The sequence below is a fragment of the Streptomyces lomondensis genome (genome assembly GCF_014651035.1).
In the GTDB taxonomy this organism is placed as follows: Bacteria; Actinomycetota; Actinomycetes; order Streptomycetales; family Streptomycetaceae; genus Streptomyces; species Streptomyces lomondensis.
On the sequence record NZ_BMWC01000010.1, the window covers coordinates 177,742 to 201,129 of the forward strand.

Sequence of the window (23,388 nt, forward strand, 5' to 3'; positions counted from 1 at the left end):
CAGATGACCCGCGTGATCGCCGGCACAGCCGGCGGACGCCGCCTGGCAGTACCCCCCGGCACCGGCACCCGCCCCACCTCGGACCGCGCCCGCGAGGGCCTCTTCTCCACCTGGCAGTCCCTCCTCGGCGGCCCCCTGCAAGGCGAACGCGTCCTCGACCTCTACGCGGGCTCAGGAGCCGTAGGCCTGGAGGCCCTCTCCCGCGGCGCCGGCCACGCCCTCCTCGTAGAGGCCGACGCCAAAGCCGTCCGCGCGGTCCGCGAGAACGTGAAGAACCTCGGCCTCCCCGGCGCCGAGGTCAGATCAGGCAAAGCGGAACAGATCATCCGCACCCCACCCCCCGGCGACCCGTACGACCTCGTCTTCCTCGACCCGCCGTACGCCGTCACGGACGACGATCTTCGCGAGATCCTGCTCACACTCCGCTCGGAAGGGTGGCTCGCCGAAGAAGCCCTCGTCACCGTGGAGCGCAGCACCAGAGGCGGCGAATTCCGATGGCCCGAGGGTTTCGAACCCCTGCGGGCCCGTCGCTACGGCGAGGGAACGTTTTGGTACGGTCGCGCCGCCTCTACGTGCGAAGACGCACGATGACCGGACCGGAGAGCGAGGGATCACAAGTGCGCCGCGCCGTCTGTCCCGGGTCGTTCGACCCGATCACCAACGGACACCTCGACATCATCTCCCGCGCCTCCAGGCTGTACGACGAGGTCTACGTCGCGGTGATGATCAACCAGGCCAAGAAGGGCCTGTTCGAGATCGAGGAACGGATCGACCTGATCCGCCGGGTCACCGCCGAGTACGGAAACGTCCGCGTCGAGGCCTTCCACGGCCTGCTCGTCGACTTCTGCAAGCAGCGCGACATCCCCGCCATCGTCAAGGGCCTGCGCGCGGTCAGCGACTTCGACTACGAGCTGCAGATGGCCCAGATGAACAACGGCCTCTCGGGCGTGGAGACCCTCTTCATCCCCACCAACCCCACCTACAGCTTCCTGTCGTCCTCCCTGGTCAAGGAGGTCGCGACCTGGGGCGGCGACGTCTCCCACCTGGTGCCCGAGGAGGTCCTCCAGGCCCTCACCGAGCGCCTGCGGAAGGACTGAACGCGCCCCGGGCGCCCCGCCAGAGCCTGACAAGCCGTCACCCGGTGTCCCCCCAAGACCCCATGGCCGTACAGTCGTCCCGTCCGTCTCCAACGCATCTGTAGAGAGTGGCGAGCACACGGTGGACGTGCAGAAGAAGCTCGACGAGATCGTCGCCGCGGTCTCCGGCGCCCGGTCCATGCCCATGTCGGCCTCGTGCGTGGTCAACCGCGCCGAACTGCTCTCCATGCTGGAAGAGGTGCGCGCGGCGCTGCCCGGCTCCCTCGCCCAGGCCCAGGAGCTGATCGGCGGCCGTGAGCAGATGGTCGAGCAGGCCCGCCAGGAGGCCCAGCGGATCATCGAGAGCGCGCACGCCGAGCGCGGCTCGCTGATCTCCGACACGGAGGTCGCCCGCCGTTCCCAGGCCGAGGCCGACCGGATCCTCGCCGAGGCCCGCCAGGAGGCCGAGGAGATCCGCGCCGAGGCCGACGACTACGTCGACTCCAAGCTCGCCAACTTCGAGGTCGTCCTCACCAAGACCCTCGGCTCCGTCGGCCGCGGCCGCGAGAAGCTCCTCGGCACCGGCCCCGGCACCGACGAGCAGGGCTACGAGGACGAGGACGCCCCCGAGCGCAGCCACGACCCGGACACCCAGCGCCGTACCGCCGACGAGTACGTCGACGCCAAGCTCGGCGCCTTCGAGGCGGTCCTCGCCAAGACCCTGGAGGCCGTCGGCCGCGGCCGGCAGAAGCTGCACGGCCGGATCGCCACCGACGACCTCGGCGCCCTCGCCGACGACACCAGCACCATCCAGCACTCCAGCGACGCCGACTACCTCGCCGACCTGGCCGCCCTCGCGGAGGAGAAGCCCCCGGCCGAGCGGCCCGCCCAGCAGCAGGACTACGCACAGCCGCAGCCGGCGTACGGCTACCAGCAGCAGCCCGACCCCTACGGCGGCTACCAGCAGCCGGCCTACGCCGCCCAGCAGGACCCGTACGGCTACCAGGCCGATCCCTACGGCTACCTGGGCTACGACCCGCAGCAGGCCGCGTACGACCCGAACCAGGCCCAGCAGCAGACGCAGCAGGCGCAGCAACCGCAACAGGGGCACCAGGACCACCAGGGATACGCCCTCGACGAGACCAGCCTGTTCGACACCAGCATGATCAGTGCCGAGCAGCTGCGGGCCTACGAGCAGGGCCGCGGCAACGGCTGAGCACCGGATTGGGCCGACGGCGAAAGGTCCAGTATCCTGGCTCTTCGGTCGCGCGTACGTCCGCGATCAACGCTGCCCGGGAACACCGAAGGGCAGTATCCCTCTGAGCTCGAAGACCGAAAGCAGGAATGGCCCTGAACGCCCGCCTCGACCACCGCAACCCCCTCGTGTTCGACACGCACGAGCTGGGCCGGCGGCCTGGTGCGCTACAGCGCCTGACCCGCACGGTCGACGCTCCCAAGGACTTCGGTATCAAGGGAGTCATCGGAGTGCCGGAAGGCGCCCCGGTCGAGCTCGAACTCCGCCTGGAGTCGGTCATGGAAGGGGTGCTCGTCACAGGCACCGCCCGTGCCACGGCCGAGGGGGAGTGCGTAAGGTGTCTGGAGCCGCTGGAGCAGGAGCTCGAAGCGGACTTCCAGGAGATGTTCTCGTACCCTGACGCCGACGACCGGGGCCGCGTGACCGCGGAACCGGGCGACGACGCCGAGGACGACGAGGACAGGCTCTTCCTCGAGGACGGCCTGTTCGACCTCGAGCCCGTGCTGCGTGACGCGGTGGTGCTCGCACTGCCGATGCAGCCGGTGTGCCAGGAAGACTGCCCTGGTCTGTGTGCCGAGTGCGGCGCACGGCTGGCGGACGACCCGGACCACCACCACGACGCCGTCGACATCCGTTGGGCGGCATTGCAGGGACTCGCCGACACCATGTCGGACGGCGAGAAGGACGAGATGAGCGGCGCCGAAGCGGGCGTCGACGAGAAGCAGGAGAAGTAGCCGTGGCTGTTCCGAAGCGGAAGATGTCGCGCAGCAACACGCGCCACCGCCGGTCGCAGTGGAAGGCTGCGGTCCCCACCCTGGTTGCGTGCGAGCGCTGCCACGAGCCCAAGCTGCAGCACATCGCGTGCCCGTCTTGCGGCACCTACAACAAGCGCCAGGTCCTCGAGGTCTGAGCGGCTGGTGAGAGGCACTGTGTCCACGCCTAAGAACAAGTCCTCCCGCGTGAGCGGGAGCGCAACGGCGGACAACCAGGCCTCGTCCCACACGCTTCTGGAAGGGCGGCTCGGCTACAAGGTCGAGTCCGCCCTTCTGGTGCGAGCACTGACCCACCGGTCGTACGCATACGAGAACGGCGGTCTGCCGACCAACGAGCGCCTGGAGTTCCTCGGGGACTCCGTCCTCGGCCTCGTCGTCACGGACACGCTGTACCGCACCCACCCCGACCTGCCCGAAGGCCAGCTGGCCAAGCTGCGGGCCGCGGTGGTGAACTCGCGTGCGCTCGCCGAAGTGGGCCGCGGGCTCGACCTGGGCTCCTTCATCCGGCTCGGCCGCGGTGAAGAGGGCACGGGCGGCCGGGACAAGGCGTCCATCCTCGCCGACACCCTCGAAGCGGTGATCGGCGCGGTCTACCTCGACCAGGGCCTGGACTCGGCGGCGGAGCTGGTGCACCGCCTGTTCGACCCCCTGATCGAGAAGTCCTCCAACCTCGGAGCCGGCCTGGACTGGAAGACCAGCCTCCAGGAGCTCACCGCGACCGAGGGGCTCGGCGTTCCCGAGTACCTGGTCACGGAGACCGGCCCCGACCACGAGAAGACCTTCACTGCTGCCGCCCGCGTCGGAGGCGTCTCGTACGGCACCGGCACCGGCCGCAGCAAGAAGGAGGCGGAGCAGCAGGCCGCCGAGTCCGCCTGGCGGTCCATCCGGGCCGCGGCGGACGAGCGCGTCAAGGCGGCGAAGGCCGCCGAGGCGACGCAGACGGCAGCCGTGCAGGCCGCCCAGACGGCCGTCGACAGCAGCGTCGACGGCTGACAGGACCGCCGCCTCCGGGCGACGGCCGCAGAGCGCACCCGAGCGCCCGCCCCTGCCCGGGGGCGGGCGCTCGCTTCATCCAAGGTTTGTGACGGGGGACCCCATGCCCGAGTTGCCCGAGGTCGAGGTCGTACGGCGCGGACTTCAGCGGTGGGTCGCCCATCGGACCGTCGCCGAGGCCGAGGTGCTGCACCCGCGCGCGGTGCGCCGCCACCTCGCGGGCGCCGACGACTTCGCGCACCGCCTGAAGGGCCACCGCATCGGCGTCCCGAGCCGTCGCGGCAAGTACCTGTGGCTCCCCCTGGAGGACACGGACCAGTCGATCCTGGCCCACCTCGGCATGAGCGGTCAGCTGCTGGTCCAGCCGCACGCGGCGCCGGACGAGAAGCACCTGCGCATCCGCGTCCGCTTCGCCGACGACCTCGCCACCGAACTCCGGTTCGTCGACCAGCGCACCTTCGGCGGCCTGTCGCTGCACGACAACACCCCCGACGGCCTGCCCGACGTCATCGCGCACATCGCCCGCGACCCGCTCGACCCGCTCTTCGACGACGAGGCCTTCCACCGTGCGCTGCGCCGCAAGCGGTCCACGATCAAACGGGCCCTGCTCGACCAGTCGCTGATCAGCGGCGTCGGCAACATCTACGCGGACGAGGCGCTGTGGCGCGCCCGCATCCACTACGAGCGCCCGACCGCGACCTTCACACGCCCGCGCACGCTGCTCCTCCTGGGCCATGTGCGGGACGTGATGAACGCGGCCCTCGCGGTGGGCGGCACGAGCTTCGACAGCCTGTACGTCAACGTGAACGGCGAGTCGGGCTACTTCGACCGGTCGCTCGACGCGTACGGCCGCGAGGGCCTGCCGTGCCGGCGTTGCGGCACGCCCATGCGCCGACGGCCCTGGATGAACCGGTCGAGCTACTTCTGCCCGACGTGTCAGCGGGCGCCACGCGTCTCGTCGTAGCGCCGGCGGGCCGCGAGCACGTCGTCCATCCGGCCCTCCACGAAGTGGATGAGGCTGAGCAGCCGCTCGGCGATCCCGCGCCCCAGCGGTGTCAGTTCGTAGTCCACGCGGGGCGGGTTGGTGGGCTGTGCCTCGCGGTGCACCAGGCCGTCGCGTTCCAGCGCGTGCAGCGTCTGGGACAGCATCTTCTCGCTGACGCCGTCGACGCGGCGGCGCAGCTCGTTGAAGCGCAGCGAGCCCTCGTACAGGGCGCCGAGCGTGAGCCCGCCCCAGCGGCCCGTGACGTGCTCCAGCGTGCCGCGCGAGGGACAGGCCTTGGCGAACACGTTGTACGGGAGGTCGTCCAGCCCCTCCCTGGGCTCCTGGGTGGTGGTCATACGCCCAGCCTACGCCAGCACAGCGCTAACCGACAGATTGCACTAACTGTGGGTTAGCGCAACACCGAGGAGCCGGAGTGCCGGCAGCGGTTCAGTAGCCGAAGTTCTGGGTCCACCAGGGGCCGCCGGACCCGAACTCGACGCCGACGCCCAGCGTCTTGAAGTCGCAGTTCAGGATGTTGGCGCGGTGGCCGGGGCTGTTCATCCAGGCGTCCATCACGGCCGCGGCGTCGGCCTGGCCGCGGGCTATGTTCTCGCCGCCGAGGTTGGATATCCCGGCCTGCTCGGCCCGGTCCCACGGCGTGTGGCCCTCCGGGTCGGTGTGGTCGAAGAAGCCCCGCGCGGCCATGTCCTCGCTGTAGTTCTGAGCCAGCTCGGTCAGGGCGCTGTTCGCGGCGAGCGGGCTGCACCCCACCTTGGCCCGCTCCTCGTTCACGAGGCTGAGCACCTGGGCAGCGGCGGCGGACTCCCCGGACAGGGCGGCGGAGGCCCCGGGCGTCCGCGGCGCCCTCGTCGCCGTACGGGAGGGCGTGTTGTCCGGCTTCTCGCTGGGGGTGGCCGCCGGAGTCTTCTTCTCCGGGGTCTTCTCCCGAGTCTTCTCCGGCTTCTCCGGCGTCTTCGTTGGCGCGGCCGACGACTTCGACGCGGACGGCGACGGCGAGACGGAGCGCTCGGCGTCCCGGCTGGTGGGCGCGCCGCCCCGGCTGTCGGCGCTGCCGGAGGTGCCGCCCTGCTCGGTCGGCGTGTTCGTCGGCGTGTCCCCGGCCTGGACCTTGTCCGCGCCGCCGTTTCCGCCGAGCTTGTAGTTCTCGAGGCCGGGCACCGCGCCCGTGGCGACCGCGACCGTGCCGAGGGCGACCGCGGCGGACACGCCGAGCAGCCCGGTGCGCATCGGCCGTGCGGCCTTCTTCCGGCGGCGGTGCGCGCCGGCGCGGCGGGCACCGTTGTCGGGAGCGAAGCCGTCGCTCGGGTAGGCAGCCGTGTCCGCGTAGGGGTCACCCGCTGCGGACGCCTCCGCCCCGAACAGGTAGGCCTCGCTCTTCGCGTAGGTGTCGGCGTACGCCTCCGGGTTCAGGTAGGGCGCGATGCCCATCGTCGGGGCGTCTCCCGCGGTGGAGTGCAGCGGGTCGTGGCCCTCCGCGGGGCCGTCGGCCTGCGTGATCCCCGTGGCGGCGCGGCCGGCGGCGGAGCGTCGGTGGCGTCCCATGTCCTGGCCTTCCTCGTCCTGGCGGTCGACTCGTCCTCGAGATCAACACCAAACTCACTCGATCGTGTGAGTTTCATATGAGATTCGTTGAGGGGGGACGGTACCGCATGGCGCAAGTGGAGGAAGTGCCTGGAGCGAGACAGGGCGGTTAGGTTGCAGTCATGAGCGAGGATGTGCGACTGGTCGCCTGGGTGCGGGGACGCGTCCAAGGTGTGGGTTTCCGCTGGTTCACCCGGGCCAAGGCCCTGGAGATCGGCGGCCTGAGTGGTTTTGCTCTCAATTTGGGCGACGGCCGGGTCCAAGTGGTCGCGGAGGGCGCGCGAGAGGGCTGTGAAGGCCTGCTGGAGTGGCTCCAGAGTGACGACACGCCCGGCCGCGTGGACGGTGTCACCGAGACCTGGGACACACCTCGCGGCGGCTACGACGGCTTCGCCATCCGCTGACCCCGCACCGCCGGGCGGCCTCCGAGCCGCCCGAGAGCGGGCCGCGGGCAGCCGCCCGGGAGGGAAACTTGCTGGTGATTGCCGAGAACCGCTTGCCTTGGCAGGCTCCACACGCAAGGATGATCGCCACGCCCCACGGGCCCCGCAGAAGCCGCCGCGCCGCCGTTCCAGGCCGCGTGCGCCCGGGTTGCCCCCAATACGGGGCGTGATCGTGTTGACCGTCAAACTTTTTGGTGAGACGCTGAAAGCACCCCGCGCACCTTAGCTGTTTGGCATGGCTGAACGGCAGCACAACTGAAGGCCCTGCCAAGCTGCGGGTGCGAATCCCTCACGACCCACACCGCATCGGTCGGTCACTCATTGTGGAGGACCATCCATCATGGCAAAGGCGCTTCTCGGTTACGTCGGCGGCTCCGACCCTCGACTCCTCGCCGAGATGCGACGGCTCCAGCAGCGCGTCCAGGACCTGGAATCCGAGCTCGTACGGATCCAGGCCGAGAACGAGGCGCTGACGGCTGCCGCTTCTCACGACAGGATCATGGAGAGCGTTGACGCACACCAGGCGGAGCCTGCGCTCACCTGATCACTGCACCGCTCCACATCGGCACAGCAGTGGTTGGGCCGCCCGTCACAACCGCCACGGTTCAGAAGTGCAAGGGACGCCCTAGGCGTCCCTTCTTTCTTGCCCCCGCGCATCCTTTCACCGTCTTTAACGTCTGGTGTGCCCTGCGCGTTCAGCGGCGAAACCGTGGGTTCATGGAGTGAGACGAACCCGGGCGGTAGAGTCCGGCGGCGTGCACCTCAAGGCCCTGACCCTCCGCGGGTTCAAGTCGTTCGCCTCGGCGACCACACTCCGGTTCGAGCCGGGGATCACGTGCGTCGTCGGACCGAACGGCTCGGGCAAGTCCAACGTCGTCGACGCGCTCAGCTGGGTCATGGGCGAGCAGGGCGCCAAGTCGCTGCGCGGCGGCAAGATGGAGGACGTCATCTTCGCCGGCACCACGGGCCGCCCGCCGCTGGGCCGCGCCGAGGTGTCCCTGACCATCGACAACTCCGACGGGGCCCTGCCCATCGAATACGCCGAGGTCACCATCACGCGGATCATGTTCCGCAACGGCGGCAGCGAGTACCAGATCAACGGCGACACCTGCCGCCTCCTCGACATCCAGGAACTGCTCTCCGACTCCGGCATCGGCCGCGAGATGCACGTCATCGTCGGGCAGGGCCAGCTCGACTCCGTCCTGCACGCCGACCCCATGGGCCGCCGCGCCTTCATCGAGGAGGCCGCCGGCGTCCTCAAGCACCGCAAGCGCAAGGAGAAGGCGCTGCGCAAGCTGGACGCGATGCAGGCCAACCTCGCGCGCGTGCAGGACCTCACCGACGAACTCAGACGCCAGCTCAAGCCCCTCGGCCGCCAGGCCGCCGTCGCCCGCAGGGCCGCCGTCATCCAGGCCGACCTGCGCGACGCCCGGCTGCGCCTCCTGGCCGACGACCTCGTACGGCTCCGGGAAGCTCTCCAGGCCGAGGTCGCCGACGAGGCAGCGCTGAAGGAGCGCAAGGAGGCCGCCGAGCAGGAGCTGCGCAGGGCCCTCCAGCGCGAGGCCCTCCTGGAGGACGAGGTACGGCAGCTCATGCCGCGCCTCCAGCGGGCCCAGCAGACCTGGTACGAGCTCTCCCAGCTCGCCGAGCGGGTGCGAGGCACGATCTCGCTGGCCGACGCCCGCGTGAAGAGCGCCACCTCCGCGCCCCCCGAGGAGCGGCGCGGCCGCGACCCCGAGGACCTGGAGCGCGAGGCCGCCCGCATCCGTGAGCAGGAGGCCGAGCTGGAGGCGGCCCTGGAGGCGGCCGAGCGTGCCCTGGAGGACACGGTCGCCCACCGCGCGGAGCTGGAGCGCGCACTGGCCCAGGAGGAGCGGCGTCTGAAGGACGTCGCCCGGGCCATCGCCGACCGCCGCGAGGGCCTGGCCCGGCTCAGCGGCCAGGTCAACGCGGCCCGCTCCCGCGCGGCCTCCGCCCAGGCCGAGATCGAACGCCTGGCCGCCGCCCGCGACGAGGCGCAGGAACGTGCCGTCACCGCCCAGGAGGAGTACGAGGCCCTCAAGGCCGAGGTCGACGGCCTCGACGCCGGCGACGCCGAACTCGCCGAGCGGCACGAGGCCGCGAAGCAGCAGCTCACCGAGGCCGAGGCCGCCCTCACGGCGGCCCGCGAGGCGACCACGGCGGCGGAACGCAAGCGCGCCGCCACCCAGGCCCGCCACGAGGCCCTGGCGCTCGGCCTGCGCCGCAAGGACGGCACCGGGATACTGCTCGCGGCGAAGGAGCGCCTCTCCGGCCTCCTCGGCCCGGCGGCAGAACTCCTGACGGTGACCCCCGGCTACGAGGTCGCCCTCGCGGCTGCCTTCGGAGTGGCGGCGGACGCGATCGCGGTGACGAGCCCGTCGTCGGCAGCAGACGCGATCAGACTCCTCCGCAAACAGGACGGAGGCCGAGCAACTCTGCTCCTGGCAGGAGATCCTCGCCCCAGGGGCGCGGGGCTGTGTCAGACATGCGGCTGCCGCCGCGTGGGCGCGACCGGCCACGACGGTCCCGCAGACGCACGACACACCTTCGCAGCAGACCTGGTCCGCGGCCCCTCAGAACTGATGCCTGCCGTCCGACGGCTGCTCCACGGCATCGTCGTCGTCAACACCCTCGAAGACGCCGAAGACCTCGTCTACGCCCACCCCGACCTCACCGCCGTAACCGCCGAAGGCGACCTCCTCGGCGCCCACTTCGCCCACGGCGGATCGGCCGGCGCCCCCAGTCTCCTTGAGGTGCAGGCCTCCGTCGACGAGGCCGCCGCCGAGCTGGAAGAGCTGGCCGTCCGCTGCGAGGAGCTGGCCGAGGTCCAGCAGACGGCCGTCGAGCGGCGCAAGGAGTGTGCCGCGCTGGTCGAGGAGCTGGGGGAGCGGCGCCGGGCCGCCGACCGGGAGAAGTCGGCCGTCGCCCAGCAGCTCGGCCGCCTCGCCGGGCAGGCGCGAGGCGCGGCCGGGGAGGCCGAGCGGTCCACCGCCGCCGCGGCCCGCGCCCAGGACGCCCTCGACAAGGCACTCCAGGAGGTGGAGGAACTCGCCGAGCGGCTCGCCGTCGCCGAGGAGATGCCGATCGAGGAGGAGCCCGACACCTCCGTACGGGACCGGCTCGCCGCCGACGGCGCCAACGCGCGCCAGACCGAGATGGAGGCCCGCCTCCAGGTCCGTACGCACGAGGAACGGGTCAAGGGCCTCGCCGGGCGGGCCGACTCCCTCGACCGGGCCGCCCGCGCGGAACGCGAGGCACGCGCGCGTGCCGAGCAGCGGCGGGCCCGGCTGCGGCACGAGGCGGCCGTCGCCGAAGCCGTCGCCTCCGGCGCCCGGCAGCTGCTCGCGCACGTCGAGGTGTCCGTCGCCCGCGCCGATCAGGAACGCACCGCCGCCGAGGCCGCCAAGGCCCGGCGCGAGCAGGAACTCGCCCGCGCCCGCACCGAGGGACGCGATCTCAAGGCCGAACTCGACAAGCTGACGGATTCGGTCCACCGCGGTGAGGTACTCGGCGCCGAGAAGCGGCTGCGGATCGAGCAGCTGGAGACCAAGGCGCTGGAGGAGCTGGGTGTGGAACCGGCCGGGCTCGTGGCGGAGTACGGACCGCACCAGCTCGTGCCGCCCTCGCCCCCCGCCGAGGGCGAGGAGCTGCCGGAGGACCCCGAGCACCCGCGCAACCGGCCGAGGCCGTTCGTCCGGGCCGAGCAGGAGAAGCGCCTGAAGGCAGCCGAGCGTGCCTACCAGCAGCTCGGCAAGGTGAACCCGCTCGCCCTGGAGGAGTTCGCGGCGCTGGAGGAGCGCCACCAGTTCCTCAGCGAGCAGCTGGAAGACCTGAAGAAGACCCGTGCCGACCTGCTCCAGGTCGTCAAGGAGGTCGACGAGCGCGTCGAGCAGGTCTTCACCGAGGCCTACCGGGACACCGCACGGGAGTTCGAGGGCGTCTTCAGCCGGCTGTTCCCGGGCGGTGAGGGGCGGCTGGTGCTGACCGACCCCGACAACATGCTCACCACGGGCGTGGACGTCGAGGCTCGCCCGCCGGGCAAGAAGGTCAAGCGGCTGTCGCTGCTCTCCGGCGGGGAGCGGTCGCTGACCGCCGTCGCGCTGCTCGTGTCGATCTTCAAGGCGCGGCCCAGCCCGTTCTACGTCATGGACGAGGTCGAGGCCGCCCTCGACGACACCAACCTCCAGCGGCTCATCCGGATCATGCAGGAGCTCCAGGAAGCCTCCCAGCTGATCGTGATCACCCACCAGAAGCGCACGATGGAGGTCGCCGACGCGCTGTACGGCGTCTCCATGCAGGGCGACGGTGTGTCGAAGGTCATCAGCCAGCGTCTGCGCTGACTCCAGCTACCTGCGCCTTACCTTCAAACAGTGAACACAAAACAGCCCTCTGCGTCCCGAACCTCACACCACCCTGCCTATTGACTTCGAAACTTGAAGGAATAGTCTCGGCAACGTTCCTTTTACCTTCAGGTACCTTCAGGTGGCACCTCGAAGGGCTGACCCCCTCCGGCAGCGTTGCCGGTGGCCCGAGGAGTACACGTGACCAGCACAGCGCAGGCACCCAAGTCAGGAGCCAGGACGGCTCATCCCGATCATCTCGGGCACGTCATCTTCATCGCGGCGGCGGCCGCGATGGGCGGTTTCCTGTTCGGCTACGACAGTTCCGTGATCAACGGCGCCGTCGAGGCCATCCGGGACCGCTACGACGTCGGCTCCGCGGCCCTCGCCCAGGTCATCGCCATCGCCCTGATCGGCTGCGCCATCGGCGCCGCGACCGCCGGCCGCATAGCCGACCGCATCGGCCGCATCCGGTGCATGCAGATCGCCGCGATCCTCTTCACGGTCAGCGCCGTCGGCTCCGCGCTGCCCTTCGCGCTGTACGACCTCGCCTTCTGGCGCGTCGTCGGCGGCTTCGCCATCGGCATGGCCTCCGTGATCGGCCCGGCCTACATCGCCGAGGTCGCCCCGCCCGCCTACCGCGGCCGGCTCGGCTCCTTCCAGCAGGCCGCGATCGTCATCGGCATCGCCGTGTCCCAGCTGGTCAACTGGGGTCTGCTGAACGCCGCCGACGGCGACCAGCGCGGCAAGCTGATGGGCCTGGAGGCCTGGCAGGTCATGCTCGGCGTCATGGTCATCCCGGCCATCCTCTACGGGCTGCTCTCCTTCGCCATCCCCGAGTCCCCGCGCTTCCTGATCTCCGTCGGAAAGCACGAGCGCGCCCGCGAGATCCTCACCGAGGTCGAGGGCAAGGACGTCGACCTGGACGCCCGCGTCGCCGAGATCGAGGGCGCCATGAAGAGCGAGCACAGGTCGAGCTTCAAGGACCTGCTCGGCGGCAGCTTCTTCTTCAAGCCGATCGTCTGGATCGGCATCGGCCTGTCGGTCTTCCAGCAGTTCGTCGGCATCAACGTCGCGTTCTACTACTCCTCGACGCTGTGGCAGTCGGTCGGCGTCGACCCGACGGACTCGTTCTTCTACTCCTTCACCACGTCGATCATCAACATCGTCGGCACCGTCATCGCGATGATCTTCGTCGACCGCATTGGCCGCAGGCCGCTCGCGATCATCGGCTCGGTCGGCATGGTCGTCGGCCTGGCCCTGGAAGCATGGGCGTTCTCCCACCACCTGGTCGACGGCAAGCTGCCGGCCACGCAGGGCTGGATCGCCCTGATCGCCGCGCACGTCTTCGTCCTCTTCTTCGCCCTGTCCTGGGGCGTGGTCGTCTGGGTCATGCTCGGCGAGATGTTCCCCAACCGGATCCGCGCCGCCGCCCTGGGCGTGGCCGCCGCCGCGCAGTGGATCGCCAACTGGGCCATCACCGCGAGCTTCCCGTCCCTGGCCGACTGGAACCTGTCCGTGACGTACGTGATCTACACGGCGTTCGCCGCGCTCTCCATCCCGTTCGTCCTGAAGTTCGTGAAGGAGACGAAGGGCAAGGCCCTGGAGGAGATGGGCTGAGCCCGTCCCGCGCACTCGGGGAGGAGGGCCTGAGTCCCCGCTGCCCCTCTCCCCGTAACCCACCGCCGCCCCGGTTCGGCCACTGCCCGAGCCGGGGCGGCGGTCCGTCGTCTCACCAGACGATGACCCCGCCCTCGATCATCCGGGCGTGCAGGGCGGCCACCTCCAGGTTCCGCAGCCGTCTCACCAGGCCCCGCCGGTGCTCCTCGAGCTCCCGCGGGCCCCGCGTGCTCTCGGCGATCGCGTCGAGCCGGTCACGCAGCAGGGCCACCTCGCGCAGAAAGTCCGCGACGTGCTCGGCCTCGATCTCCAGGTCGTCGTCGGCCAGCACCGGCAGGAAGCGGGCGCCCGCCGCACGCACCGCCTCCGACCCCCACACCACGGTCCGCCAGGACTCGAACCCGGCCGAGTCGTCGCGCCCCTCGGGGACGTCGAGGATCCGCAGCCGTCCGTCCGGCTCGCGCAGAAACACGTCGACCGACAAGCTCATGGCCACAGTGGATCACCGGGCAGCTGCGGCGGGCCACCGGTCAAGCGCCGGCATCAGCCCTCCAGGCCCGGCAGCACATGCTCGCAGAACAGCCGGAGACTCCGCCACCCCTCCTCCACCGGCATCCCGCCCGACAGCGGATGCAGCACGTAGGAGTCCAGCCCCAGGCCCACGCACTGCTCCGGGGTGAGGATCCGGTACACGCCCTCCGCGCGCAGCTCCTCGACGTTCGTCGCCGCCGACTTCACCGCCGAGCGCACACCGCCCGACTGCCAGGCGGCGTACGTCCGGGCCTCGTGCAGGAAGTGCCGGCCGTACTCCGCCCAGGCCCGGTCCGGGTCCTCGGCCACGTGCAGCAGTGGCGTCTCGGCGCCGGGCATCATGACCCAGCCCTCGGTGCCGTACTCCACGAGCCGCTCCTTGTAGTACGCCTCCAGCTCCGGCAGATGCGCGCTGGGAAAGAAGGGCAGGCCGAGGCGGGCGGCCCGGCGGGCGGCGGCCTTGGAGGAGCCGCCGACCAGGAGCAGCGGGTGCGGGTCGGTGAACGGGCGCGGGGTGATCCGGACCGTGCGGCCCCGGTAGGAGAACGGCTCGCCCGTCCACGCCTGCAGCAGCGTCTCCAGCAGCTCGTCCTGGAGCTTCCCGCGCCGGGCGAAGTCCACCCCGAACAGGTCGTACTCCTCGGGCCGGTACCCGATGCCGGCGACCGTCACCAGCCGGCCGCCGCTCAGCAGGTCCAGCACGGCGATCTCCTCGGCGAGCCGCAGCGGGTCGTGCAGCGGGCCGATGATCGCCGAGACGGTGACCGCGACACGCCGGGTCGCGCCGAAGACGGCTCCGGCGAAGGCGAACGGAGACGGCAGCCAGTTGTTGTCGGCCCCGTGGTGCTCCTCCGTCTGCACGGTGGTGACGCCCCGGTCGTCGACGTACGCGGCCATCTCCAGGGCCGCCCGGTACCGGGCGCCGAGCTCGGCGGGGGAGGCCCCGGGAGCGACGAGGTTGAAGCGTGCGACCGTGACAGGCATGGGGGCGTCTCCCTCCACCGGGCGGTGTCCGGGGGACCATAGCTGACGGGTCGTCAGGCTGCCAGGGGCTCGCTCATGGAAAAGAAGGGTGTGTCACGACCCACCGCATGGGTCGTGACACACCCTGGGGGCGCTGCTCGCGCACCCTACGAGTCCAAGCTGATACTGGACGCGTTGTGACTCCGCATCGAGGGGCTTCCGGCCGACGGAAGGTCGGACCGCGGGCCAGCCCGGCCCGGTGGGGCTTTCGCGGCCCCGCGTGGACAACGAACGGCCGGGCGGGCGGTCACGCCATACTGGGCTTGTTATGGAAATCGTCATCCTTGCTGTAGTCATCGCCGTGGTCGTGCTCGGCGCGCTCGGTGGGCTCATCGTCGGCAGCCGACGCAAGAAGCAACTGCCCCCGCCCCCGCCCGCAGCGCCCGACATCACCGCCCCACCGGCCGAGCCGCATGTCGGCGACGAGGCCGAGACGCCGCGGGAGGAACCGCGGCGCACGATAGAGGAGGTGGATCTTCCGGACGGCTCGGCTCCGGTCGTCGTCGAGGAGCCGCCCACCGCCGCTCCCGAGATCGAGATCCCGGAGCCCACCGAGGGCCGCCTGGTCCGGCTGCGGGCCCGGCTCTCCCGCTCGCAGAACGCCCTCGGCAAGGGCCTGCTCACCCTGCTGTCGCGTGAGCACCTGGACGAGGACACCTGGGAGGAGATCGAGGACACGCTCCTCACCGCCGACGTCGGCGTGCAGCCCACCCAGGAACTGGTCGAGCGCCTGCGCGAGCGCGTGAGGGTGCTCGGCACCCGCACTCCCGAGGAGCTGCGCACCCTGCTCCGCGAGGAACTCATCACCCTGGTCGGCCGCGACATGGACCGCGCGGTCAAGACCGAGCCGGAGGACCGCAAGCCGGGCATCGTGATGGTCGTCGGCGTCAACGGCACCGGCAAGACCACCACCACCGGCAAGCTCGCCCGCGTCCTGGTCGCCGACGGCCAGAGCGTCGTCCTCGGCGCCGCCGACACCTTCCGGGCCGCCGCCGCCGACCAGCTCCAGACCTGGGGCGAGCGCGTCGGCGCCTACACCGTGCGCGGGCCGGAGGGCGGCGACCCGGCCTCCGTCGCCTTCGACGCGGTCAAGGAGGGCAAGGAGATGGGTGCGAACGTCGTGCTCATCGACACCGCCGGCCGCCTGCACACCAAGACCGGCCTCATGGACGAGCTCGGCAAGGTCAAGCGGGTCGTGGAGAAGCACGCCCCGGTCGACGAGGTGCTGCTCGTGCTCGACGCCACCACCGGCCAGAACGGCCTGGTCCAGGCCCGGGTCTTCGCCGAGGTCGTCGACATCACCGGCATCGTGCTCACCAAGCTGGACGGCACGGCCAAGGGCGGCATCGTGGTCGCGGTCCAGCGCGAGCTGGGCGTGCCGGTCAAGCTGGTCGGGCTCGGCGAGGGCGCGGACGACCTGGCGCCGTTCGAGCCGGAGGCGTTCGTTGACGCCCTTATCGGGGAGTGAGCTCGGCACCTGCCGAGGAGCGACCTTTCGAGAATCCGTACGTGCGCACGAAGCGCCCGCCCTCGAGGTGCAGTCGGGGACGGGCGCTTCGCTGTGTGCGTCAGGGCCGCGGCTCGGCCCGTGACCGGTGCGCCACATACGCCAGCGTGCCCAGCACCAGGCGGGCCTCCGGCGGCCGGGACGCCGAGTCCAGGGCGGGGGAGCGGAGCCAGCGCACCGGGCCGAGGCCGCCGCGGTCCGAGGGTGGTGCCGTGATGTGCGAGCCGGGGCCGAGGCCGCGCAGGTCGAGGGCGGCCGGGTCGTCCCAGCCCATGCGGTAGAGCAGGCCGGGCAGGTCGGCCGCCGCTCCGGGGGCGACGAAGAACTGGGCGCGGCCGTCCGGGGTGGCCGCGACCGGGCCGACGGGCAGGCCCATGCGCTCCAGCCGGGCCAGGGCGCGGCAGCCGGCGGGCTCGGCCACCTCGATGACGTCGAACGTCCGGCCGACCGGCAGCATCACCGAGGCGCCGGGGAACTCGCTCCAGGCCTCGGTCACCTCGTCGAGCGTCGCCCCGGCCGGGATCACCGGCGCGAAGCCGAGCGGATGCGCGCCCGGCGCCGGGCAGTCGCGGCGGCCGCAGGAGCAGGCGCCCGCCGCGGCCCGGGCGCCCGGCACCACGTCCCAGCCCCACAGCCCGGTGTACTCGGCCACGGCCGTGCCGTCCGACGTGCGGCTGCGGCGGCGCGAGCCGGTCCTGATGTCGCGCATGCCCCGGCTGATGCCGATCGTGAAGCCCATACCCCCTCCAACGGGTCCGACGCACCCTTGGTTACGCTGCGGACGCGATGCGTGACTCTCTGTTCCCGCCTTCCCGGTGGCGGTCGGTTCACTCAGCGCCCGGGAGTGTCCAGGGTGGTGTGCTGGACGACGCGCGCCCCTGAGTGCATCGCTGCACCCGCTCCTGGTTGTCCTGTGTCAAGTGAATCGCGCGCAGCCGTACGTGAGTTCATTCGATGGGGTGGCGAATGGTGGCGTTTCCGTGTGAGCCGTGGCTGGACGGGTGATCGTAGGATTACTTTGTGTGCACGAGTCCTGGGGGCACATGCACTCGTGGGTATGCCGGAGGCAAGTCGGCTTTCCGTTCGAAGGGTGACAAGGGCCGGACGGACGGCCGTACGAACCGGCATGCTGATAGGGCTTGGCGCACTCGGCGACAAGTGGTCTCAGGGATGGGGGCGTTCCAGTGAGCGGCAACGGCGGAAGCGGGACGAACGCTGCGAGCGCGACGCACCCTGACAAGCGCCCGAACGAGCTGCTCACCTCCTGGTTCGTGCGCAGCGGCTGGTCCAAGGGCGAGCTCGCCCGCCAGGTCAACCGCCGGGCCCGCCAGTTGGGCGCCAACCACATCTCCACGGACACCTCCCGCGTGCGCCGCTGGCTCGACGGCGAGAACCCCCGCGAGCCGATCCCCAAGATCCTGTCCGAGCTGTTCTCGGAGCGCTTCGGCGTCGTCGTCTCCGTCGAGGACCTGGGGCTGCGCACCGCGCGCCAGTCACCCTCGGCGACCGGCGTCGACCTGCCCTGGACGGGCCCGCAGACCGTGGCCCTGCTCAGCGAGTTCTCGCGCAGCGACCTGATGCTGGCGCGGCGCGGCTTCCTCGGGAGCTCGCTGGCCCTGTCCGCGGGCCCGGCCCTCATCGAGCCGATGCAGCGCTGGCTCGTCCCCTCGCCCCCGGCGCCGCGGTCCGAGCCCGACCCCGCGGCCGGTGCCGGGCGCGCCCGCGGCCGGCTCTCCAAGCCGGAACTGGACCTGCTGGAGTCCACGACGGTGATGTTCCGCCAGTGGGACGCCCAGTGCGGCGGCGGCCTGCGCCGCAAGGCGGTCGTCGGCCAGCTGCACGAGGTGACCGACCTGCTCCAGGAGCCCCAGCCCGAGGCCACCACCCGGCGCCTGTTCAAGGTCGCCGCCGAACTCGCCGAGCTGGCCGGCTGGATGTCGTACGACATCGGGCTCCAGCCGACCGCGCAGAAGTACTTCGTCCTCGCGCTGCACGCCGCCAAGGAGGCCGGCGACCGGCCGCTGGGCTCCTACGTCCTGTCCAGCATGAGCCGCCAGATGATCCACCTCGGGCGGCCCGACGACGCCCTGGAGCTGATCCACCTCGCGCAGTACGGCAGCCGGGACTGCGCGAGCCCGCGCACCCAGTCGATGCTGTATGCGATGGAGGCCCGCGCCTACGCCAACATGGGGCAGCCCGGCAAGTGCAAGCGGGCGGTCCGAATGGCCGAGGACACCTTCGCCGAGGCCGACGAGTGGGACGAGCCGGACCCCGACTGGATCCGCTTCTTCTCCGAGGCCGAGCTGTACGGCGAGAACTCCCACTCGTACCGCGACCTGGCCTATGTGGCAGGCCGCAGCCCGACGTACGCCTCGCTGGCCGAGCCACTGATGAAGCGAGCCGTGGAGCTGTTCGCCGAGGACGGCGAGCACCAGCGGTCGTATGCGCTGAACCTGATCGGGATGGCCACGGTGAACCTCCTCCAGCGCGAGCCCGAGCAGTGCACGGTCTTCGCTTCCCAGGCCATGCAGGTCGCCAAGAAGGTCCGCTCCGAGCGGGTCAACACTCGTATCCGAAAGACGGTCGACACGGCCGCGCGCGACTTCGGCGACCTCGGCGAGGTCGTCGACCTCACCGAGCGGCTCGCCGCCGAGCTGCCCGAGACCGCCGAGGCGGTCTGAGCACCGTCCCAGCCCTGAACCCCGGCCGCGGCCGGCCCTCCCGAACTGCCCGACTCGGCTCCCCCATGCCAGGTCATCGGAAGGCCGACCGCGGCCGGCCCGTGTGTCCACGGCCGCCCGGACCGAAGGTTGCGCCACGATAACGATCGGCGCGCCCGCAATCCGGCAGTTCATCGACGCGTAACACAGCAGGCGCCTTCGTCACGCCCGCGAAACAACGAGGGGCCTCCACCGAAACGGCGCTGCGCCAATCTCGTGGCGCATAACCGGCCCACCCCTCATTCCGCTCGAGGCTTCGCCCGCACGGGGCCGTACCAACGACGAGGAGACGCCGATGGCACCAGCCATCACCCTTGCCGCAGAAGCACCCAAGCTGTCTGCCGCCAACACAGGGTTCATGCTCATCTGTTCCGCCCTGGTGATGCTCATGACCCCGGGCCTGGCCTTCTTCTACGGAGGCATGGTCCGCGTCAAGAGCACCCTGAACATGCTGATGATGAGCTTCATCAGCCTCGGGATCGTCACCATCCTGTGGGTGCTGTACGGCTTCTCCATGGCGTTCGGCACCGACTCCGGCAGCCTCATCGGCTGGAACTCCGACTGGGTCGGCCTCAGCAACATCGGCCTGACCGAGCTGTGGGACGGCTACACCATCCCGGTGTTCGTGTTCCTGGTCTTCCAGCTGATGTTCGCGGTCCTCACACCCGCCCTGATCAGCGGTGCGCTCGCGGACCGCGTGAAGTTCAGCGCGTGGGCGCTGTTCATCGCCCTGTGGGCCACGGTCGTGTACTTCCCGGTCGCGCACTGGGTCTGGGGCGCCGGAGGCTGGGCCTTCGAGCTGGGCGTCATCGACTTCGCCGGTGGTACGGCGGTCCACATCAACGCCGGTGCCGCCGCGCTCGGCGTGATCCTGGTCATCGGCAAGCGCGTCGGCTTCAAGAAGGACCCGATGCGCCCGCACAGCCTGCCGCTGGTCATGCTCGGCGCAGGGCTCCTGTGGTTCGGCTGGTTCGGCTTCAACGCCGGCTCCTGGCTCGGCAACGACGACGGTGTCGGCGCGCTGATGTTCGTCAACACGCAGATCGCCACCGCCGCTGCCATGCTGGCCTGGCTCGCCTACGAGAAGATCCGCCACGGCGCGTTCACCACGCTGGGCGCCGCCTCCGGCGCGGTCGCCGGTCTGGTCGCCATCACCCCCGCCGGTGGCGCGGTCTCCCCGCTCGGCGCGATCGCCGTCGGCGCCATCGCCGGTGTGCTGTGCGCCATGGCCGTCGGCCTGAAGTACAAGTTCGGCTACGACGACTCCCTCGACGTCGTCGGGGTCCACCTGGTCGGCGGTGTCGTCGGATCCCTGCTGATCGGCTTCTTCGCCAGCGGCAAGGGCCAGTCCGACGTCGCGGGCCTCTTCTACGGCGGCGGCCTGACCCAGTTCTGGAAGCAGTGCGCCGGTGTCTTCGCGGTGCTCGCCTACTCCCTGATCGTCTCCGCGCTCCTCGCCTTCATCCTCGACAAGACCATGGGCATGCGGGTCACCGAGGACGACGAGGTCGCCGGCATCGACCAGGCCGAGCACGCCGAGACCGCATACGACTTCAGCGGCGCCGGTGGCGGTGCCGCCAAGACCGCCGCCGTCGCGGCCGCAGTGGCCGGCGCCGAGAGCAAGAAGGTGGACGCATGAAGCTCATCACCGCCGTCGTGAAGCCGCACCGGCTCGACGAGATCAAGGAGGCCCTCCAGGCCTTCGGCGTACACGGCCTGACGGTCACCGAGGCCAGCGGCTACGGTCGTCAGCGGGGCCACACCGAGGTCTACCGGGGTGCCGAGTACACCGTCGACCTGGTCCCCAAGATCCGCATCGAGGTCCTGGTCGAGGACGACGACGCCGAGCAGCTGATCGACGTCGTGGTCAAGGCGGCCCGCACCGGCAAGATCGGTGACGGCAAGGTGTGGTCCATCCCGGTCGACACGGCCGTACGGGTCCGGACCGGCGAGCGCGGTCCGGACGCGCTCTGAGGCAGGAAAACAGAACAGGAGTCGCTGGGTGACGGGTACGGACGTGCAGAAGGAAGCAGAGGACTCGGGACCCAGCGGCTACGCGGCGGCCCGGCTGCGTCTCCTCACCGAGGAGGCGCGGTCCGGGCCGCCGCGCCGTGCGGCCCTGGCCGAACTGACCGACGACTGGCTCTCCGGCCTGTTCAGCGCGGGCGCCGAGGGACTGCGCGGGGCCTCTCTCGTCGCCGTGGGCGGCTACGGCCGCGGTGAGCTGTCCCCCCGCAGCGACCTGGACCTGCTCCTGCTGCACGACGGCAGCGACACCAAGGCGGTCGCCGCCCTCGCCGACCGGCTCTGGTACCCGGTGTGGGACCTGGGCCTGGCCCTCGACCACTCCGTCCGCACGCCCGCCGAGGCCCGCAAGACGGCCGGCGAGGACCTCAAGGTGCAACTCGGCCTGCTGGACGCCCGGCACATCGCCGGCGACCTGGGCCTCACCGCCGGGCTGCGGACGGCCGTGCTGGCCGACTGGCGCAACCAGGCGCCCAAGCGCCTCCCCGAACTCCAGGAACTGTGCGCCGAGCGCGCCGAGCGGCAGGGCGAGCTGCAGTACCTGCTGGAGCCCGACCTGAAGGAGGCCCGCGGCGGGCTGCGCGACGCCACCGCCCTGCGCGCCGTCGCCGCCTCCTGGCTCGCCGACGCCCCGCGCGAGGGCCTCGCCGACGCCCGGCGCCGCCTCCTCGACGTACGCGACGCCCTGCACCTGGCCACCGGACGGGCGACCGACCGGCTCGCCCTCCAGGAGCAGGACCAGGTCGCCGCCGAACTCGGCCTGCTCGACGCGGACACGCTGTTGCGGCAGGTGTACGAGGCGGCGCGGCTCGTCTCGTACGCCAGTGACGTCACCTGGCGCGAGGTGGGGCGCGTGCTGCGGTCGCGCGCCGTGCGGCCCCGGCTGCGCGCCATGCTGGGCGGCGGGAAACCGGCCCCGGAACGGTCGCCCCTGGCGGAGGGCGTGGTGGAGCAGGACGGCGAGGTGGTGCTCGCCCGTGCCGCGCGCCCCGAGCGCGACCCCGTCCTGCCCCTGCGCGCCGCGGCCGCCGCCGCGCAGGCCGGACTCCCGCTCTCCCTGCACGCCGTACGGCGCATGGCGGCCACCGTGCGCCCGATCCCCACGCCCTGGCCCGCCGAGGCACGCGAACAGCTCGTGACCCTGCTCGGCTCCGGCCGCCCGACCATCGAGGTCTGGGAGGCACTGGAGGCCGAGGGGCTGATCACCCGGCTGCTGCCCGACTGGGAGCGGGTGCGCTGCCGGCCGCAGCGCAACGCCGTGCACATCTGGACCGTCGACCGGCACCTCATCGAGACCGCCGTGCGCGCCTCCGAGTTCACCCGCCGGGTCAGCCGCCCCGACCTGCTGCTGGTCGCCGCGCTGCTGCACGACATCGGCAAGGGCTGGCCCGGCGACCACTCGGTGGCCGGCGAGATCATCGCCAAGGACGTCGCCGCCCGCATCGGCTTCGACCGCCACGACGTGACCGTCATCGCCACCCTCGTACGCCACCACCTGCTGCTCATCGAGACGGCCACCCGGCGTGACCTGGAGGACCCGGCCACCGTGCGCGCGGTCGCCGAGGCCGTCGGCTCCCCGGGCACCCTGGAACTGCTGCACGCACTCACCGAGGCCGACGCCCTGGCCACCGGCCCGGCCGCCTGGTCGTCCTGGCGCGGGTCGCTCGTCGCCGACCTGGTCAAACGGGTCTCGGCGGTGCTCGCCGGGGACGCCCCGGACGACCCCGAGGAGGCCGCGCCGACCGCCGAGCAGGAGCGGCTCGCCATCGAGGCCGTCGCGACCGGCAGCCCGGTGCTCGCCCTGCGGGCCCAGACCGAGCCGCCCGCCGGGCAGGAGCCGTCCGGCGACCCCGAGCCGCTGGGCGTGGAACTGCTCATCGCCGTGCCCGACCAGCCGGGCGTGCTGCCCGCGGTGGCCGGTGTCCTCGCCATGCACCGGCTGACCGTACGGACCGCCGAACTGCGGTCCCTGACCCTCCCGGACGGCGTCGACGGCTCCGTCCTGCTGCTGGACTGGCGGGTGGCGGCCGAGTACGGCTCCCTGCCGCAGGCCGCCCGCCTGCGCGCGGACCTCGTCCGGGCCCTGGACGGCTCCCTGGACATCGCCGGCCGCCTCGCCGAACGGGACGCGGCCTATCCGCGCCGCCGGGGTGTGGTCGCCCCGCCGCCGAGGGTGTCGGTCCACCCGGCCGCCTCCCGGCTGGCCACGGTCATCGAGGTCCGCTCCCAGGACGCACCCGGCCTGCTGTTCCGCATCGGCCGCGCCCTGGAGGACGCGAGCGTCCAGGTGCGCAGCGCGCACGTCTCCACGCTCGGCGCCAACGCCGTGGACGCCTTTTACGTGACCGGCCCGGAGGGCGCTCCGCTGCCCGGCGACGAGGCGGCGGCGGTGGCGCGGAAGCTGGAGGAGACACTGCGTGGGTGAGGCCGACCCGGCGACTTGTCACGCCGGGATACCCTGGAGGGCGATTCCC

At 71.5% G+C, this 23,388-nt stretch carries 21 protein-coding genes; 16 read left to right on the top strand and 5 right to left on the bottom strand.

Features of this window, described 5'->3' with window-relative positions:
- Positions 1–3 precede the first annotated feature (3 nt).
- The 7 genes from rsmD (at position 4) to mutM (ending at position 5,061) form a co-directional block, all read left to right on the top strand.
- Positions 4–591, top strand: a complete 588-nt coding sequence (gene rsmD, locus IE255_RS29385; RefSeq protein WP_190053416.1) for a 16S rRNA (guanine(966)-N(2))-methyltransferase RsmD — start codon at positions 4–6, stop codon at positions 589–591.
- A 26-nt stretch (positions 592–617) separates the two neighbouring features.
- Positions 618–1,097 (top strand): pantetheine-phosphate adenylyltransferase, encoded by a 480-nt coding sequence (coaD, locus tag IE255_RS29390; RefSeq protein ID WP_190053545.1) that lies wholly within the window; start codon positions 618–620, stop codon positions 1,095–1,097.
- 121 nt (positions 1,098–1,218) lie between these two features.
- On the top strand, positions 1,219–2,292 hold the full coding sequence (locus IE255_RS29395; protein WP_190053417.1) for a F0F1 ATP synthase subunit B: 1,074 nt from the start codon (positions 1,219–1,221) through the stop codon (positions 2,290–2,292).
- A 128-nt stretch (positions 2,293–2,420) separates the two neighbouring features.
- The gene (locus IE255_RS29400) at positions 2,421–3,065 is read left to right on the top strand and encodes a YceD family protein (protein ID WP_190053418.1); all 645 of its coding nucleotides are present in this window, start codon (positions 2,421–2,423) and stop codon (positions 3,063–3,065) included.
- A 2-nt stretch (positions 3,066–3,067) separates the two neighbouring features.
- Positions 3,068–3,241 carry a 50S ribosomal protein L32 gene (gene rpmF, locus IE255_RS29405; RefSeq protein WP_007493396.1) on the top strand — a complete coding sequence of 58 codons (174 nt, stop codon included), beginning with the start codon at positions 3,068–3,070 and terminating at the stop codon, positions 3,239–3,241.
- A gap of 19 nt (positions 3,242–3,260) precedes the next feature.
- Entirely contained in the window at positions 3,261–4,097 is an 837-nt protein-coding gene (rnc, locus tag IE255_RS29410) for a ribonuclease III (RefSeq protein ID WP_372487571.1), read from the top strand.
- A 103-nt stretch (positions 4,098–4,200) separates the two neighbouring features.
- Positions 4,201–5,061, top strand: coding sequence for a bifunctional DNA-formamidopyrimidine glycosylase/DNA-(apurinic or apyrimidinic site) lyase (gene mutM / locus IE255_RS29415; protein ID WP_190053420.1), 861 nt, complete (start codon positions 4,201–4,203; stop codon positions 5,059–5,061).
- On the opposite strand, the gene IE255_RS29420 is transcribed toward mutM, so the two are convergent.
- Entirely contained in the window at positions 5,034–5,438 is a 405-nt protein-coding gene (locus tag IE255_RS29420; RefSeq protein ID WP_190053421.1) for a winged helix-turn-helix transcriptional regulator, read from the bottom strand. The two genes, mutM and IE255_RS29420, sit on opposite strands and share 28 nt — an antisense overlap.
- A 91-nt stretch (positions 5,439–5,529) precedes the next feature.
- Complete coding sequence (locus IE255_RS29425) at positions 5,530–6,645, bottom strand: CAP domain-containing protein (protein ID WP_190053422.1); 1,116 nt, start codon at positions 6,643–6,645, stop codon at positions 5,530–5,532.
- Positions 6,646–6,806: 161 nt separating this feature from the next.
- On the opposite strand from IE255_RS29425, the gene IE255_RS29430 reads away from it, so the two are divergent.
- The 4 genes from IE255_RS29430 to IE255_RS29445 all read left to right on the top strand — a co-directional run bounded on the left by IE255_RS29430 (position 6,807) and on the right by IE255_RS29445 (position 13,108).
- Complete coding sequence (locus tag IE255_RS29430; protein WP_190053423.1) at positions 6,807–7,088, top strand: acylphosphatase; 282 nt, start codon at positions 6,807–6,809, stop codon at positions 7,086–7,088.
- Positions 7,089–7,467: 379 nt separating this feature from the next.
- Positions 7,468–7,671, top strand: coding sequence for a hypothetical protein (locus tag IE255_RS29435; protein WP_003993245.1), 204 nt, complete (start codon positions 7,468–7,470; stop codon positions 7,669–7,671).
- 211 nt (positions 7,672–7,882) lie between these two features.
- Positions 7,883–11,488: a chromosome segregation protein SMC gene (gene smc / locus IE255_RS29440; protein WP_190053424.1), complete on the top strand. Its 3,606-nt coding sequence runs from the start codon at positions 7,883–7,885 to the stop codon at positions 11,486–11,488.
- Positions 11,489–11,689: 201 nt separating this feature from the next.
- Positions 11,690–13,108, top strand: coding sequence for a sugar porter family MFS transporter (locus IE255_RS29445; RefSeq protein WP_190053425.1), 1,419 nt, complete (start codon positions 11,690–11,692; stop codon positions 13,106–13,108).
- Between the two features lie 112 nt (positions 13,109–13,220).
- On the opposite strand, the gene IE255_RS29450 is transcribed toward IE255_RS29445, so the two are convergent.
- A complete protein-coding gene (locus IE255_RS29450) occupies positions 13,221–13,598 on the bottom strand; it encodes a hypothetical protein (protein WP_190053426.1) in 378 nt (125 codons plus the stop codon).
- Positions 13,599–13,651: 53 nt separating this feature from the next.
- On the bottom strand, positions 13,652–14,623 hold the full coding sequence (locus tag IE255_RS29455) for an LLM class flavin-dependent oxidoreductase (RefSeq protein WP_190053427.1): 972 nt from the start codon (positions 14,621–14,623) through the stop codon (positions 13,652–13,654).
- Between the two features lie 307 nt (positions 14,624–14,930).
- Here IE255_RS29455 and ftsY point away from each other — a divergent pair, with 307 nt between their 5' ends.
- Positions 14,931–16,130, top strand: a complete 1,200-nt coding sequence (gene ftsY / locus IE255_RS29460) for a signal recognition particle-docking protein FtsY (protein WP_190053428.1) — start codon at positions 14,931–14,933, stop codon at positions 16,128–16,130.
- Between the two features lie 100 nt (positions 16,131–16,230).
- Here ftsY and IE255_RS29465 read toward each other — a convergent pair whose 3' ends face one another.
- Positions 16,231–16,908 carry a bifunctional DNA primase/polymerase gene (locus tag IE255_RS29465; protein ID WP_190053429.1) on the bottom strand — a complete coding sequence of 226 codons (678 nt, stop codon included), beginning with the start codon at positions 16,906–16,908 and terminating at the stop codon, positions 16,231–16,233.
- 445 nt (positions 16,909–17,353) lie between these two features.
- Here IE255_RS29465 and nsdA point away from each other — a divergent pair, with 445 nt between their 5' ends.
- The 4 genes from nsdA (at position 17,354) to IE255_RS29485 (ending at position 23,339) form a co-directional block, all read left to right on the top strand.
- On the top strand, positions 17,354–18,850 hold the full coding sequence (gene nsdA / locus IE255_RS29470) for a transcriptional repressor NsdA (protein WP_190053430.1): 1,497 nt from the start codon (positions 17,354–17,356) through the stop codon (positions 18,848–18,850).
- A 334-nt stretch (positions 18,851–19,184) separates the two neighbouring features.
- Positions 19,185–20,528, top strand: coding sequence for an ammonium transporter (locus IE255_RS29475; RefSeq protein WP_190053431.1), 1,344 nt, complete (start codon positions 19,185–19,187; stop codon positions 20,526–20,528).
- The gene (locus IE255_RS29480) at positions 20,525–20,863 is read left to right on the top strand and encodes a P-II family nitrogen regulator (protein ID WP_003993253.1); all 339 of its coding nucleotides are present in this window, start codon (positions 20,525–20,527) and stop codon (positions 20,861–20,863) included. The genes IE255_RS29475 and IE255_RS29480 overlap by 4 nt, the downstream gene beginning before the upstream one ends.
- Positions 20,864–20,891: 28 nt before the next feature.
- A complete protein-coding gene (locus IE255_RS29485; protein ID WP_190053432.1) occupies positions 20,892–23,339 on the top strand; it encodes a [protein-PII] uridylyltransferase in 2,448 nt (815 codons plus the stop codon).
- Positions 23,340–23,388 lie beyond the last annotated feature (49 nt).

Coding starts and splice junctions, on each gene's coding strand:
- rsmD (WP_190053416.1), top strand. CDS start 4: ATGACCCGCGTGATCGCCGGCACAGCCGGCGGACGCCGCCTGGCAGTA.
- IE255_RS29400 (WP_190053418.1), top strand. CDS start 2,421: ATGGCCCTGAACGCCCGCCTCGACCACCGCAACCCCCTCGTGTTCGAC.
- mutM (WP_190053420.1), top strand. CDS start 4,201: ATGCCCGAGTTGCCCGAGGTCGAGGTCGTACGGCGCGGACTTCAGCGG.
- IE255_RS29420 (WP_190053421.1), bottom strand. CDS start 5,438: ATGACCACCACCCAGGAGCCCAGGGAGGGGCTGGACGACCTCCCGTAC.
- IE255_RS29425 (WP_190053422.1), bottom strand. CDS start 6,645: ATGGGACGCCACCGACGCTCCGCCGCCGGCCGCGCCGCCACGGGGATC.
- IE255_RS29430 (WP_190053423.1), top strand. CDS start 6,807: ATGAGCGAGGATGTGCGACTGGTCGCCTGGGTGCGGGGACGCGTCCAA.
- IE255_RS29435 (WP_003993245.1), top strand. CDS start 7,468: ATGGCAAAGGCGCTTCTCGGTTACGTCGGCGGCTCCGACCCTCGACTC.
- IE255_RS29450 (WP_190053426.1), bottom strand. CDS start 13,598: ATGAGCTTGTCGGTCGACGTGTTTCTGCGCGAGCCGGACGGACGGCTG.
- IE255_RS29455 (WP_190053427.1), bottom strand. CDS start 14,623: ATGCCTGTCACGGTCGCACGCTTCAACCTCGTCGCTCCCGGGGCCTCC.
- ftsY (WP_190053428.1), top strand. CDS start 14,931: ATGGAAATCGTCATCCTTGCTGTAGTCATCGCCGTGGTCGTGCTCGGC.
- IE255_RS29465 (WP_190053429.1), bottom strand. CDS start 16,908: ATGGGCTTCACGATCGGCATCAGCCGGGGCATGCGCGACATCAGGACC.
- IE255_RS29475 (WP_190053431.1), top strand. CDS start 19,185: ATGGCACCAGCCATCACCCTTGCCGCAGAAGCACCCAAGCTGTCTGCC.
- IE255_RS29480 (WP_003993253.1), top strand. CDS start 20,525: ATGAAGCTCATCACCGCCGTCGTGAAGCCGCACCGGCTCGACGAGATC.